At 73.6% G+C, this 13,805-nt stretch carries 9 protein-coding genes; 2 read left to right on the top strand and 7 right to left on the bottom strand.

What is annotated here, in order from left to right:
* Positions 1–48 precede the first annotated feature (48 nt).
* Positions 49–3,057, bottom strand: a complete 3,009-nt coding sequence (locus tag ACZ4NT_RS11155) for a putative bifunctional diguanylate cyclase/phosphodiesterase (RefSeq protein WP_467724794.1) — start codon at positions 3,055–3,057, stop codon at positions 49–51.
* A 397-nt stretch (positions 3,058–3,454) separates the two neighbouring features.
* Positions 3,455–4,396: a 2-hydroxyacid dehydrogenase gene (locus ACZ4NT_RS11150; RefSeq protein WP_467724792.1), complete on the bottom strand. Its 942-nt coding sequence runs from the start codon at positions 4,394–4,396 to the stop codon at positions 3,455–3,457.
* A gap of 75 nt (positions 4,397–4,471) precedes the next feature.
* Between ACZ4NT_RS11150 and ACZ4NT_RS11145 the strand changes: the two genes are divergently transcribed.
* Positions 4,472–5,470, top strand: a complete 999-nt coding sequence (locus ACZ4NT_RS11145) for an aldo/keto reductase (RefSeq protein WP_121406120.1) — start codon at positions 4,472–4,474, stop codon at positions 5,468–5,470.
* A 111-nt stretch (positions 5,471–5,581) separates the two neighbouring features.
* Positions 5,582–6,730 (top strand): PQQ-dependent sugar dehydrogenase, encoded by a 1,149-nt coding sequence (locus ACZ4NT_RS11140; RefSeq protein WP_467724790.1) that lies wholly within the window; start codon positions 5,582–5,584, stop codon positions 6,728–6,730.
* A gap of 29 nt (positions 6,731–6,759) precedes the next feature.
* On the opposite strand, the gene ACZ4NT_RS11135 is transcribed toward ACZ4NT_RS11140, so the two are convergent.
* The 5 genes from ACZ4NT_RS11135 to ACZ4NT_RS11115 all read right to left on the bottom strand — a co-directional run bounded on the left by ACZ4NT_RS11135 (position 6,760) and on the right by ACZ4NT_RS11115 (position 13,747).
* On the bottom strand, positions 6,760–7,107 hold the full coding sequence (locus ACZ4NT_RS11135) for a DUF6191 domain-containing protein (RefSeq protein WP_467724845.1): 348 nt from the start codon (positions 7,105–7,107) through the stop codon (positions 6,760–6,762).
* 33 nt (positions 7,108–7,140) lie between these two features.
* Positions 7,141–10,209: a helix-turn-helix transcriptional regulator gene (locus tag ACZ4NT_RS11130; RefSeq protein ID WP_121406117.1), complete on the bottom strand. Its 3,069-nt coding sequence runs from the start codon at positions 10,207–10,209 to the stop codon at positions 7,141–7,143.
* Between the two features lie 188 nt (positions 10,210–10,397).
* Positions 10,398–10,595 carry a hypothetical protein gene (locus tag ACZ4NT_RS11125; protein ID WP_467724788.1) on the bottom strand — a complete coding sequence of 66 codons (198 nt, stop codon included), beginning with the start codon at positions 10,593–10,595 and terminating at the stop codon, positions 10,398–10,400.
* Positions 10,596–10,782: 187 nt separating this feature from the next.
* Positions 10,783–11,358, bottom strand: coding sequence for a hypothetical protein (locus ACZ4NT_RS11120; protein ID WP_121406115.1), 576 nt, complete (start codon positions 11,356–11,358; stop codon positions 10,783–10,785).
* Positions 11,359–11,455: 97 nt separating this feature from the next.
* Entirely contained in the window at positions 11,456–13,747 is a 2,292-nt protein-coding gene (locus ACZ4NT_RS11115) for an MMPL family transporter (protein ID WP_467724786.1), read from the bottom strand.
* Positions 13,748–13,805 lie beyond the last annotated feature (58 nt).

The raw sequence follows: 13,805 nt of genomic DNA, 5'->3' as shown, positions 1-13,805 counted from the left end.
AATTCGGGTGCGCATGGCATTGACCCTCCCCCCGGCACGCACCGACTGTCAAGTGGGTGGGACGGGAGTCTCATTATGTGAACGCAGGGTCGTGCCACCTCCGAAGACGGCGGGCAGGCCACTCCCGTACATACCCGGACCCCCGCCGGCGAACGCGGGCTCGACCGGGCCGTGCGGCACCGGATAGTGGCCGGAAGACAGCGCTCGGCGCAGCCGGTACTCGTCGAGAGGACCCGAGAAGGCCATGCCCTGGCCGTGGGTGCAGCCCATCGCGCGCAGGGCGACGACCTGCTCCGGAAGGTCCACGCCGTCGGCGACGGACTGCAGCCCCAGATCGGTGGCGATGCGCAGCAGCCCGCTGGTGATCTTGTGCAGCCGCGCGGACTCGACGACCCCCTCGACCAGCCCGCGGTCGAGCTTGAGTACGTCGACCGGAAGCCGGCGCAGGGCCGTGATCGCCGCGTAGCCGCTGCCGAAGCCGTCCAGGGAGATCCGGACACCCATCCGCCGCAGCGCGTTCAGCCGCCGCTCCAGCTCGTCCAGGGAGACCCTGGGGTCCATGTCCGACAGCTCGACGACCAGGGCGCCCGAGGCGAGGCCGTGCCGGGTCAGCAGTGCCTCGACGGAACCGAGCGGCACGGAGCGGTCCAGCAGCCTGCGGGCGCTCATCCGGACGGCGACGGGGACGGACAGACCGGTCGCGGTGCGCTCGGCGGCCTGCTGGACGGCCTGCTCCAGCATCCAGCGGCCGAGCTCGGCGGTGCGGTCGTTGTCCTCGGCGACCCGCAGGAACTCGGCCGGGGTGAAGAACACCCCCTGGGAGGAGCGCCAGCGGGCCTGGGCGGCGACCGATGCGATCCGGCCGTTCTCCAGGGAGACCACCGGCTGGTGCAGCAGCGCGAACTCGCCGTCGTGCAGGGCGGCCCGCAACCGGGTCGCCAGTTCGGCCTTGCGGACGACGTCCTGCTGCATCTGGGGCGCGTACAGCTCGACGCGGCCCTTGCCGGCCCCCTTGGCCCGGTACATGGCGAGGTCCGCGTTGCGCTGCAACTCGCCCGCGCCGAGGCCCGGTTCCGCGAAGGCGACGCCGATGGAGGCGGCCACCCGGACATCGTTGCCGTCGATCGCGTAGGGCTGCGACAGGGTGATCCTGAGCCGGTCGGCCAGCTCCATGATGTGGCGCTCCCGCGCGGTGCGGTCACGGGCGCCGTCACCCACGATGAGGGCCGCGAACTCGTCGCCGCCGAGGCGGGCGGCCGTGTCGCCCTGCCGCACGGAGTCCTGGAGCCTCCGGGCGGCCTGGACGAGGAGCTCGTCGCCCGCCTGGTGCCCGATGGTGTCGTTCACCGCCTTGAAGCCGTCCAGGTCGATGAAGAGGACGGCGGTGCCGCGGTCGGTGGAGCGGCGGCCGGACAGCGCCTGCTGGACCCGCTTGGTGAACAGGGCGCGGTTGGGCAGGTCGGTGAGCGGATCGTGCTCGGCGTTGTGCTGCAACTGCGCCTGCAGTCGGACCCGTTCGGTCACGTCGCGGCTGTTGAAGATGAGGCCGCCGTGGTGCCGGTTCACGGTGGACTCCACGTTGAGCCAGCCGCCGTCGCCGGACTTGAAGCGGCACTCGATGCGGGTGGTGGGCTCCTCGGTGTGGCTGGTGGCCAGGAAGCGGCGCACCTCGTGCACCACGCAGCCGAGGTCCTCGGGGTGGATCAGTGCGGCCAGTTCGGACCCGACGAGCTCCTCGGCGGGCCGGCCGTAGACCCCGGCGGCGGCCGGGCTCACGTACCGGAGGATCCCGTTGGGCGCGGCGATCATGATGACGTCGCTGGAGCCCTGCACCAGGGAGCGGAAGTGGTTCTCCTTCTGGGCCAGTTCCTGGGTGAGGGTGATGTTGTCGAGCAGCATGATGCCCTGGCGCACGACGAGGGCGAGCACCACCGTGCCCCCGGTGATCAGCACGACGCGGTCGACGCTGTGGCCGTTCAGCACGTTGTAGAGGATCCCCAACGTGCAGACCGCGGCGGCCAGATAGGGCGTGAGCGCGGCCAGCGAACCGGTGATGGGCCGGGTGGCCGGATACCGCGCGCGGTCGCCGCCCTGCGCGGGGCCCGGCAGCGGAGCGTGTCCGGGCGCGAAGGCGTGCCCGTGCACCGGGCCGCCGGGACGCTGCCCGGGGACGTGCTCGTGCACCACGCGCGTGTGCTTCTCGTCGGCGGGCCCGGCGGGGGTGCCGACCCAGGGGGCGTAGGCGAGCAGCAGGGAGCCGGCGAACCAGCCCGCGTCGAGGAGCTGTCCCGAGCGGTAGTTGTTGTGCAGCAGGGGCGAGGTGAACAGGGCGTCGCACATCACCGTCAGGGCGAGCGCGCCGATGGCGGTGTTGACGGCGGACCGGTTCACGGCGGAGCGCCGGAAGTGCAGGGCCAGCACCATGCTCACCAGGGCGATGTCCAGGAGCGGGTACGCGAGCGAGAGCGCGGTGTGCGCGACGCTCGGGCCGTCCATCTTCGCCGCCTGCGCGAGGGCCAGGCTCCACGACAGGGTCAGCAGCGAGCCGCCGATCAGCCAGGCGTCCAGCGCCAGACAGACCCAACCCGCCTTGGTCACAGGCCTCTTGGCCAGGACGAGGAGGCCGACGATGGCGGGCGGCGCGAAGCACAGGAAGAACAGGTCGGCGCAGCTGGGGCTGGGCACGGCGATCCCGAGCACGACCTCGTACCACCCCCAGACCAGGTTGCCCAGCGCGGCCATCGCGGAGGAGAGGGAGAACAGCAGCCAGGCCGGCCGGAAGCGGATGCGTCGCCTGCGCGCGTAGAGGAAGCAGGAGACCGCGGCCGTCCCCGCCGCGGCACTCAGTCCGAAATCGCCCATCACCAGTGCGGCGCCCGGGGAACCCCAGCCCAGCGCGGAACCGATGGCGTACCCCGCGCACACCAGGGCCAGCACCAACTGCGACCGCAGGCCCGTCCCGCCGCCGGGCGCCGGTCGGCGGCTCAGCAGAGTCCCGAGGAGGCGCTGTACGCGCAGGCCTCCGTCGAGCGCGGTGGGGGGCGGCGGCGAACTCACCGGGCCCACCCGGCCCGTGCCGCTCCCGGGTCCCGCTGGTCCCGGTGGGCCGGATGCGCGTGCCTCCTGCGCCCGCTGTGCCTGCGATGGTGGTGACGGCCGCCGTGGCCGTGGCCGCGCGTCACCGCGAGCCGGGGTCGCCGGCGGCGACCCCGCCGCGTCGGATCGTTGGTCCATAGGCCGTGCATCGCCCGTCGCCCCCCTCGCAGTCCTGAATGCTCATCCCCGGCGCCGAACGGTGCGCGGCGCAGCCCCTGTCGGGACGATACACCAGTCTCGTCACTCAGGGACATAGTTCCTCTACGCTCCGTGACGACCAGCGGGAATGCCGGTACGGAACGCGTCCGGGGGACTCCGGAGGGTGCCCGAAGCGGACGGGTGGTGAACGGTACGCCTCTTACGCGCCGGTTGTGAGCACTACGTTCTGGAGCGGCTCCCCGCGCGCGAAACGGTTCAACTGTGCGGCCAGGAGCCGCTTGGCGCGCGGCAGGAACGCGGAGGTGGGCCCGCCGACGTGCGGGCTGATGAGCACGCCCGGCGCGTGCCACAACGGGTGCCCCGGGGGCAGCGGTTCGGGGTCGGTGACGTCGAGCGCCGCGGTGATCCGGCCGGTCTCCAGTTCGGCGAGCAGCGCCTTGGTGTCCACGACGGGCCCGCGGGCCACGTTGACGAGCAGGGCACCGTCCTTCATGCGGGCGAGGAACTCGGCGTCGGCCAGGCCGCGGGTGCCGTCGTTGAGCGGGGTGGACAGGATGACGACGTCCGCCTCGGGCAGCAGGGCGGGCAGTTCGGTGAGCGGGTGCACCGGACCGCGCTCCGCCGTGCGGGCGGAGCGTGCGACGCGCACCACCCGCGCGAGCTCGAACGGCGCGAGCCGGTCCTCGATCGCGGCGCCGATCGACCCGTAGCCCACGATGAGGACGGACCTGTCGGCGAGCGCGGGACGGAACCCGGACCGCCACTCCTCCTTGTCCTGCCCCCGCACGAAGTCGGGGATCCCGCGCAGCGAGGCGAGGACGAGCGCGAGGGTGAGTTCGCCGGTGCTGGCCTCGTGGACGCCGCGCGCATTGCACAACTGCACGCCCGGGCGGAGGTGCTTGAGGCCCGGCTCGACGTGGTCGATGCCGGCGGACAGCGTCTGCACCGCCTGCACGGACGTCATCCCGGGCAGCGGACGCACGGAGACACCGGCGCCCTTCATGTACGGCACCACGTAGAAGGCGCACTCGGCGGGGTCCGCGGGAAAGTCCTGGTCACCGTTCCAGAAACGGTAGTCGAGGCCCTCGGGCAGGCCCTCGATCTCGTCTGCGGCGAACGGGAGCCACACATCGGAAGTCATGGTCAGGAGGCTATGCGAAAGCCGGGCCTGCCCATTGGTTAGTTTGGGGTGCCAGGAGAGGGAGGGTTCGGCCAGGTGGAGCGCAGGACGATCGGTGCGGCGACGCTCGATGTGGGGGCCGTCGGACTGGGGTGCATGCCCATGAGCTGGGCGTACACCGGTTCGCGGCAGCGGGGCGACGAGTCGCTGCGGACCGTGCACCGGGCCCTCGACCTGGGCTCGTCGCTGCTCGACACCGCCGACATGTACGGCCCGTTCACCAATGAGCTGCTGGTGGGGCGGGTGCTGAAGGAGCGGCGCTCCGACGCGTTCGTGTCGACCAAGGTCGGGCTGCTGGTGGGTGAGCAGCACATCGTGGCCAACGGCCGCCCCGGCTACGTGAAGCGGGCCTGCGACGCCTCGCTGCGCCGGCTGCAGACGGACGTGATCGACCTCTACCAGCTGCACCGCGCGGACCCCGAGATACCGGTCGAGGAGACCTGGGGCGCGATGGCGGAGCTGGTGGCGGCGGGCAAGGTGCGGGCGCTGGGGCTGTGCGCGGTGGGCGCGCGTTCCGGCCGCCGGCCGGGCGCGCGGCTGCACGACGGGACGATCCGGCAGCTGGAGCGGGTGCAGCAGGTGTTCCCGGTGAGCGCGGTGCAGGCGGAGCTGTCGGTGTGGTCGCCGGAGGCACTGGACGCGCTGCTGCCGTGGTGCGCGGCGCGCGGGGTGGGGCTCCTCGCGGCGATGCCGCTCGGCAACGGCTTCCTGACCGGGACGCTGACCCCCGGGGAGGGCTTCGAACGGGACGACCTGCGCGCCCGGCATCCGCGCTTCACGGCCGAGATGATGGCCGCCAACCAGCCGATCGTCGTCGGGCTGCGCCGGATCGCGGAGCGGTACGGCGACGAGGTGACCCCCGCGCAGGTGGCCCTGGCCTGGGTCCTGGCGCAGGGGCCGCACGTGGTGCCGGTGCCCGGTACCAAGCGGGAGCGGTGGGTGACGGAGAACGCGCGGGCGGCGGCGCTGCGGCTGACGGCCGAGGATCTGGCACGGGTGGCGCGGCTGCCGGCGGCGCGGGGATCCTGGGACTGACCGGAGTTCCCCGGCATCCACCGAGGGTGATCGGGAACCTGGGGGACGTCTGCGGTGTATGAACAGTAGGACCGCCGCGTCGAAGGGACCTTGATCGTGCAACGTCGAGCTGTGACGGCCGTGTTGGCCACGGCCGCGCTACTGCTGACGGCCGGCTGCTCCTCCGGCGACGGAGGGGAACCGGACGGCTTCCCGAAGCCCTCATCGGACAGCACGACCCCGGGGGCGTCGTCCCCGGGGAGGGCGAAGAAGGACGTGCCGCCCGCGAAGGGCTCGGTCGAGGTGGTGCGGACGGTCGCCAAGGACCTGAAGACCCCCTGGGGACTGGCCCCGCTGCCGGACGGCGACCTGCTCGTCTCCTCCCGCGACGAGGGCACCGTCACGCGGGTCGACGCCGGGACGGGCAGGAAGACGGAGCTGGGCCGGGTGCCCGGGGTGGCACCGGAGGGCGAGGGCGGGCTCCTGGGCCTGGCCCTCTCCCCCGAGTACGCCTCGGACCACATGATCTACGCGTACTTCACCACGGCGTCGGACAACCGCATCGTCCGCATGCTGTACGAGGAGCGGAAGCCGGCGGGAGAGCAGCTGGGAGCACCGGACACTGTGTTCCGCGGGATCCCGAAGGGGTTCATCCACAACGGCGGCCGGATCGCCTTCGGCCCGGACGGGATGCTGTACGCGGGCACGGGCGAGACCGGGGACGGCGGGCTCGCCCAGGACAAGAAGTCGCCGGCCGGCAAGATCCTGCGGATGACGCCGGAGGGCGAGCCCGCCCCGGGCAACCCCTTCGACGGCTCCGTCGTCTACTCGTACGGTCATCGCAACGTCCAGGGGCTCGCCTGGGACGACAAGCAGCGTCTGTGGGCGTCCGAGTTCGGCCAGGACACCTGGGACGAGCTGAACCACGTCGGCCCCGGCGACAACGACGGCTGGCCCGAAGCCGAGGGCCGGAACGACGACGGCGCGTATAAGAACCCGGTGGCCCAGTGGCACACGGACGAGGCCTCCCCCAGTGGCGTCGCCTGGGCCGAGGGTTCGGTCTGGATGGCGGGACTGCGCGGTCAGCGGCTGTGGCGGATCCCGCTGGACGGCACCAAGGCCTCGGCCGAGCCCCAGGCGTTCCTCAAGGGCGACTACGGCCGACTGCGCACGGTGGTCTCCGCGGGCGGCGACAAGCTGTGGCTGGTGACGAGTGAGACCGACGGGCGCGGGTCCCCCGACGGCGGGGACGACAGGATCCTGGAGCTGAAGGTGACGTAGGCGGCCGTCCGCGGGGACGCAGGGAGGCGTCAGGCCGCGTCGGGCCCTGCGTCCGTGGCGGGAGCCTCGCGGGCCTCCGGGGTGCCGGAGGCCTCCGAAGCCCCGGGAGGGCCGGGGGGCTCGGGGGTGCCGGGGGCCGTTTCGCCCGTGGCCCGCGGGCCGTCCGTGACGTGCGGCGCCTCCGGGTCCCGCGTGGCCGGACCGCGCACCGCGGGCGCCGGTCGCGGCGGCCGCGCGCGGACGACCACCTTGCCCGACGACAGGTCTATCGGGCCGCGCCCGGGATCTCCGTCGTTCAGGTCGACGCGGGTCAGCTCCAGGCGCCTGCGCTCGTCCCGGGTGTGCTTGCGGCCAGGTGCGAACAGTTCCTCGAACATGTTGAACACGGCGCCTCCCTCGGCCCGGATCCGTTACAGCGTAGGCCGCCGCCCCACCGCGTGGGCGGCGGGCGTCTCCGGCGGGAAGAGCCGCAGCCGGTGGGCCAGGGCCGCCGCCTCCCCGCGGCCGGAGACGCCGAGCTTGGCGAGGATGTTCGAGACGTGGACGCTGGCCGTCTTGGGCGAGATGAACAGCCGCTCGGCGATCTGGCGGTTGCTGCGACCGGCGGCGACCAGCCGCAGCACGTCGCGCTCGCGGCTGGTCAGACCGAGAGCCTCGACCGGATCGGCGGTGGTCCGCGCGGACTCGGCGGGGGCGTGGCTCAGGGTGAGACGGGCGCGCTGGGCGAGCAGGGCGACGGAGTCGGCGAGAGGCCGGGCGCCGAGGTGGACGGCCGCCGCCCGGGCCAACCGCAGCAGCTCGGTGGCACGGACGCGGTCGTCCTCGTCCGCCCCCGCGGCGAGCAGCGACTCGGCGAGGCGGTGGCGGACGCGGGCCAGGTCGTAGGGGCGCGCCAGGGGTTCGAAGGCGGTGACGACGTCGGACCATACGTCCGGAGCGGCCACGCCGTCGGCGCGGTCGAGCTCCGCGCGCACCCACTGCTCGTAGGCCCGCCAGATGGGCGCGCCGGTGGCGAGGGAGCGGACGGCGGTGCGGAGGCGGGCGAGGACCTCGGCACGGCCCGGTCCGGCGGGCGGGAACCCGCGGGCGGCGGCCTCGGCCGTGGCGCCGGACAGCAGCACGGGCCAGCCGTAGCGCTGGGTGCCGGGCGGGAACCCGGCGTCGAGGGCCTCGTGCAGCGCGGTGCGGGCGTCCGGCAGGCGGCCCTCGCCGGCGGCGACGCCGATGGTGATGCGCAGCAGCGGCAGGGCGTTCTGCGGCATCGGGTCGTGGGTGCCGTAGAAACCGCGGGCGGCGGCCAGGTGGCGGGCCGCCGCGGCCATGTCGCCCCGGGCGAGGGCGATGTGGGCGAGCCGGGTGGAGCTGCCGCCGCGGGGCTTGGCGCTCTGTCCGGTGGTCTGCGCGTTGGTCGCGGCCTCGGTCGCCTCGTCCCAGCGGCCCAGTGAGTAGAGCGACTCGGAGAGGTTGGTCCACACCCACGCCTCGGAGTCCAGCAGGCCCATCCGCCGGGTGAGTACGAGTCCCTCGCGGAGGATGGCGACCGCCTCCTCGGAGCGGCCGACGCCTTCCAGGACGGACGGCAGGTTCACGTGGCTGCGGCCCACGACATGGGTGACACCGCGCTCGACGACACGGTCCCTGACCTCGTACATCTCGGCGAGTCCGGCCTCGGTGTCGCCCGCGTCGACCATCAGGCCGCCGAGGGTGAGGCGGGCGTTCAGCTCGATCTCGTCGGCGCCCACCATGCGCGCGTACTCGACGGCCCGCTGGGCGTCGGAGAGCGCGTCGGGGCCGGGTTCGTGGAGCATGGACCAGCCGGCGACCATGGCGAGGACCTCGGCGTGCACCTCCGACGGCGGCAGCCCCCGGACCAGTTCCTGGGCGGTGGCGAGTTCCTTCCAGCCGTCGCCGCGGGCCTGTGCCTGGACGAGGCGGGAGCGCTGCACCCAGAACCAGGCCGCGCGCAGGGGGTCGCCCTCGTCCTCCAGGATCCGCAGCGCCCGCTTGGTGATCTTCATGGCGCGTTCGCGTTCCCCGCACAGGCGCCCCGCGACCGCGGCCTCGGCCATCAGGTCGAGATAGCGCAGGGGCGTGGTGGCCGGGTCGCAGCCGCAGGGCGGGTACACCTCGGTGTAGTCGACGGGGCGCAGCTCGGCGCGTACGGCCTCGGGGGCGACGTCCCACAGCTCCATCGCCCGCTCCAGGAGCCGCAGTTGCTCCGAGGGCGCGTGCCGGCGGCGGGCCGCCACGGAGGCGTGCAGGACGGCGGGCAGCGCCTTGGCGGCGTCGTGGGCGTGATACCAGTAGCTGGCCAGGCGGGTGGCGCGCTCGTCGGCCGGCACGAGCTCCGGGTGGGCTTCCAGGGCTTCGGCGTACCGGCGGTTGAGGCGGGAGCGTTCGCCGGGCAGCAGGTCGTCGCTGACGGCCTCGCGGACCAGGGAGTGGCGGAAGCGGTAGCCGTCGCCGCCGGGTGCGGGCAGCAGGATGTTGGCGCCGACGGCCGCGCGCAGCGCCTCGATCAGGTCGTCCTCGGCGAGCCGGGCCACGGCGGCGAGCAGCGGGTACTCGACGGTGGAGCCGCCCTCCGCGACGATCCGGGCGACCCGCTGGGCGTCCTCGGGCAGTCCTTCGACCCGGACGAGCAGCAGGTCGCGGAGCGAGTCGGTGAGGCCGGCGTTGCAGTCCTCGGGCGAGGCGACGGCGAGTTCCTCGACGAAGAAGGCGTTGCCGTCGGAGCGTTCGAAGATCTGGTCGACCTGGGCGGGGTCCGGTTCGTGGGCGAGGATCCCGGCGATCTGGCGGCCGACCTCGGCGCGGTTGAAGCGGCCCAGTTCGATGCGGCGGACCGTGCGGAGCCGGTCGAGCTCGGCGAGCAGGGGGCGCAGGGGGTGGCGCCGGTGGATGTCGTCGGCGCGGTAGGTGGCGAGGACGACCAGCCGGCCGCTGCGCAGGGTGCGGAAGAGGTAGGCCAGGAGGTGCCGGGTGGAGGCGTCGGCCCAGTGCAGGTCCTCCAGGGCGAGGACGACCGTGCGGTCGGCCGCGACGCGTTCCAGGAGGCGGGCGGTGAGCTCGAAGAGGCGGGCCGTGCCGTCCTCGTCGTGGCCCCGGCCGCGGGTCGCCTCGCCGAGTTCCGGCAGCAGGCGGGCCAGTTCCTCCTCCTGCCCGGCCGCGGCGGAGGCGAGTTCCTCGGGGAGTTGGCGGCGCAGGGCGCGCAGGGCGCCGGAGAACGGGGCGAAGGGGAGCCCGTCGGCGCCGATCTCGACGCAGCCGCCGAGTGCGACGACGGCTCCGTCGGCCGCGGCGGCGGTCGCGAACTCCTCCAGCAGCCGGGTCTTGCCGACCCCGGCCTCGCCGCCGAGCAGCAGCGCCTGCGGCTCGCCCGCCGCGGCGCGGTCAAGTGCCTCGCTCAGAGCCTCGAGTTCGTCGGCCCGGCCGATGAACACCGGGCTGACAGACCTGGTTTCCACAGCGCCGAGCATCGCACAGGGGTCCGACGGAGCGGCATCGGTTATTCGCGGCACCACGACGGATCCCGCCGCGGGCGCCCTGCCGGTGGCGGGAACCGGGACGGCCGTCGTCCCGGCAGCCGGGCCGGCTGCCGGGACGACGGCGTTCGGTGTGCGAGGACGGCCGACCCCCGTGCGGCCGCCCTCCTCCGCCCCCGTGCTCACGCGGCGCGGGCGAAGCGGTGCCGGCGGGGACGGTCGGTATGGTCCCGCCCTCCGGCGTCGTGGCGTGCCGACGCGAGGGCGGCGGCGCGGCGGGCGGCCCGGCGGCCGCGGAGCGCCTCGCGCACCAGGCGCTGGTTCTCGGCCTGGCGGATGAGGTCGGCGGAACGGGTCTGGTGGATCTCGTACTCGAACATCTCGTGTCCCCTGGTGAAGAGTCGGTTTCGGTCCTCGCTCCTTGCGATGCCTCAACTCTCGTCTCCCAGGGGGGTCCGCCACATCGGGAGAGTTCCGCATCTTGGACGCGGAAGGGGCCTTAGAGCGGCCGTAGGTGACTCACGGCGGCTCTAAGGCCCCTCAGAACGTGCGGGTCGTGCGGGGTCCTCAGCCGGTGGAGGGCAGCCCGAGCAGCAGGTCGGAGTACTTGGCGACGGCGAGCAGGAGTCCTACGACGCCGAGGGCGACGCCCGCCCAGGCGACCGACTTGATCCAGGGGGCCTGGGGCCTGCCGGGGGCGCCGAAGGCCGGCCGGGCCAGCACCACGACGCCGACGATCAGGGCGGCCAGCGCGAAGAGGCCGCCGATCAGCGCGGTGACCTGCCAGGCGTCCCCGTAGACCTCCTGGACCTGCTTGGCGACGCTCGCGGACGAGGAGGTCTGCAGCTGGCCGACCAGGGTCTCGCGGGCCGCGGCCACGGTCCCGACCCAGCTGCCGGTGAGCGAGACGACACCGAGGCCGGCGGAGACGACGGCGGCGGCACCCGTGCCCACCCCGGAACCGCCGGCGGCTTCCGCCTCCGCGTCGGCTTCCTGCTCGTCGGTCACGGCCTCGGGCCGGTCCTGCTCCCCGGCGGTGGCCTGCTCCGGCGCGGCGGCCTTGGTGACGTCCACGGTGTTCTCGTCGCTCTTCGCCTCGGTGCCGGTCTCGGTTCCGGCTTCGTCGGCTGTCTTGATACCCATGCGTGGCACGGTACGGACGGAGTCTGAGAGGTTCCTTAATGTTGTCTGTGTCGGTGCATAACGATCGGCGCACGAGGGACGCGGCCGTGTCCCGTCGTCATCCGGAGGCGTCGCGGACGTTCCCCGGGCGCTCCTGCGCCGGCACGTCGACCAGCGCGGCGTCGAGGGCCCGCGCGTCGTCCGGCGCGGCGTCGGCGTCCGCGCGCCGGGCCGGAACGGTGGCGCGGGCGATGTGGGCGGCGCGGCAGTCCGGCGGTTCGATGCTGATGCGGGGCAGGCGCCGGTCGAGCCAGCCCGGCAGCCACCAGTTGGCGCCGCCGAGCAGGTGCATCAGCGCGGGGACGAGCAGGGTGCGCAGGACGAAGGCGTCGAGGGCGACGGCCGCGGCGAGGGCGATGCCGAACATCGCGATGACACGGTCGCCGCTGAGCACGAAGGCGAGGAAGACCGAGATCATGATGACGGCCGCGGAGTTGATGACGCGGCTGGTCTCGGCGAGGCCGACGCGGACGGCCCGCCGGTTGTCGCCGGTCTCCAGCCATTCCTCGTACATCCGGCTGACCAGGAAGACCTGGTAGTCCATGGAGAGCCCGAAGAGGACCGAGACCATGATCACGGGCAGGAACGGCTCGATCGGCCCGGCCCGGCCCAGCCCGAGCAGTTCACTGCCCCAGCCCCACTGGAAGATCGCCACCACCACGCCGAAGGCCGCGGCCACGGCGGCGATGTTCATCACGGCGGCCTTCAGCGGGATCCCGAGGGACCGGAAGGCGACCAGGAGCAGCAGGCAGCCGAGCCCGATCACGACGCCCACGAAGAGCGGGAGTTTGCCGACGATGACGTCGGCGAAGTCGTCGTAGCTCGCGGTCACCCCGCCGACGTGCACATCGAGCGAGGTGCCCGTCTCGGCGCGCGGCAGCACCTCGCCGCGCAGCCGGTCGACGAGTTCGCTGGTGTGCTGGGACTGCGGCGCGGACTCCGGGACCACGGTGAGATACGCGGTGTCCCCCGCGGTGTTGTACGTCACCGCGCTCGCCGACGCGACGCCCTCGGTGGACCGGAGGGTGGCGTCGAGGTTGTCGAGCGCCAGCCGGTCGGCGCCGCCGTCGACGGGGGTGACGAGGGTCAGGGGGCCGTTCAGTCCGGGCCCGAAGCCGTCCCCGAGGAGGTCGTAGGCCTGGCGGGTGGTGGACGTCGTCGGGCCGTTGCCCTGGTCGGAGGTGCCCAGGTGCAGGGAGAGCGTGGGCAGGGCGAGCAGGGCCATGACGGCGACGGCGAGGGAGCCGAGCAGCTTGGGGTGGCGCTCCACGAAGGCGGACCAGCGGGCGGCCAGCCCGGTCGGGACCTCCGGCTCGGGTCCGTGCTCGGCCAGCCGTCGGCGCTCGCGCCGGCTCAGGGCGCGGGGGCCTACGAAGGACAGCAGGGCCGGCAGCAGCGTCACCGAGGCGGCGACGGTGAGCACCACGGTCAGGGAGGCCGCGATGGCGACTCCGTTGAGGAAGCCGAGCCGCAGTATGAGCATGCCGAGCAGGGCGATGCAGACGGTGGCGCCCGCGAAGACGACGGCCCGGCCGGTGGTGGCGACGGCGTTCTGCGCGGCCTCTGCCACCGGGAGCCCGCGCTTCAGGCCCCGCCGGTGCCGGGTCACGATGAACAGCGCGTAGTCGATGCCCACCCCGAGCCCTATCAGCATCCCCAGCATGGGGGCGAAGTCGGCGACGGTCATGGCGTGCCCGAGGAGACCGATCGCGGCGTACGCGGTGCCGACGCCGACCAGCGCGGTGGCGATGGGCAGCATCGAGGCGGCGAACGAGCCGAAGGCGAGGAAGAGGACCACGGCCGCGACGGCCACGCCGATGACCTCGGCGAGGTGTCCGCCGGCCGACTCGGTGGCCGCGATGGCGGTGCCGCCCAGTTCCACCTGGAGTCCGTCGGTCTCGGCGGCCTTGGCGGTGTCGACGACGGCCTGTGCCTCGGCCTCGTCGACGTTCTCGGCCCGGTCGTCGAAGGTGACCGCCGCGTAGGCGGTGCGGCCGTCGGCGCTGATCTGCCCGCTGTGCCGCCCCTCGTAGGGGCTGACGACCGAGGCGACGCCCGGCAGGCCGGCGATCCTGTCCAGGGTGCGGGTCATGGTCTGCTCGACGTCGGCGGAGCGGACGCTGCCCGGCGTGGTGTGCCAGACGACGGTGTCGCTGTCGCCGCCGAGGTCCGCGAACCCCTCCCGCAGGAGCTGGGTGGCGCGGCCGGACTCGGTGCCGGGGGCCTCGTAGTCGTTCGAGTACGCGGAGCCCGCGACGGCCGCCGCGGCGGTCGTGCCGCCGAGCGCGAGGAGCCACAGCAGTACGGCGACGAGGCGGTGCCGGACACACCAGCGCGCAAGGGCTGCCACGGACGTGCTCCCTGGAGGTTTGTGATCTTTGGTCGGGAACAGCCGATTATGTAACTGA

This window comes from Streptomyces sp. NPDC026417, assembly GCF_055567695.1.
Note: the sequence above shows the minus strand (reverse complement) of the source record. Positions and strands in the feature narration are given on the sequence as shown.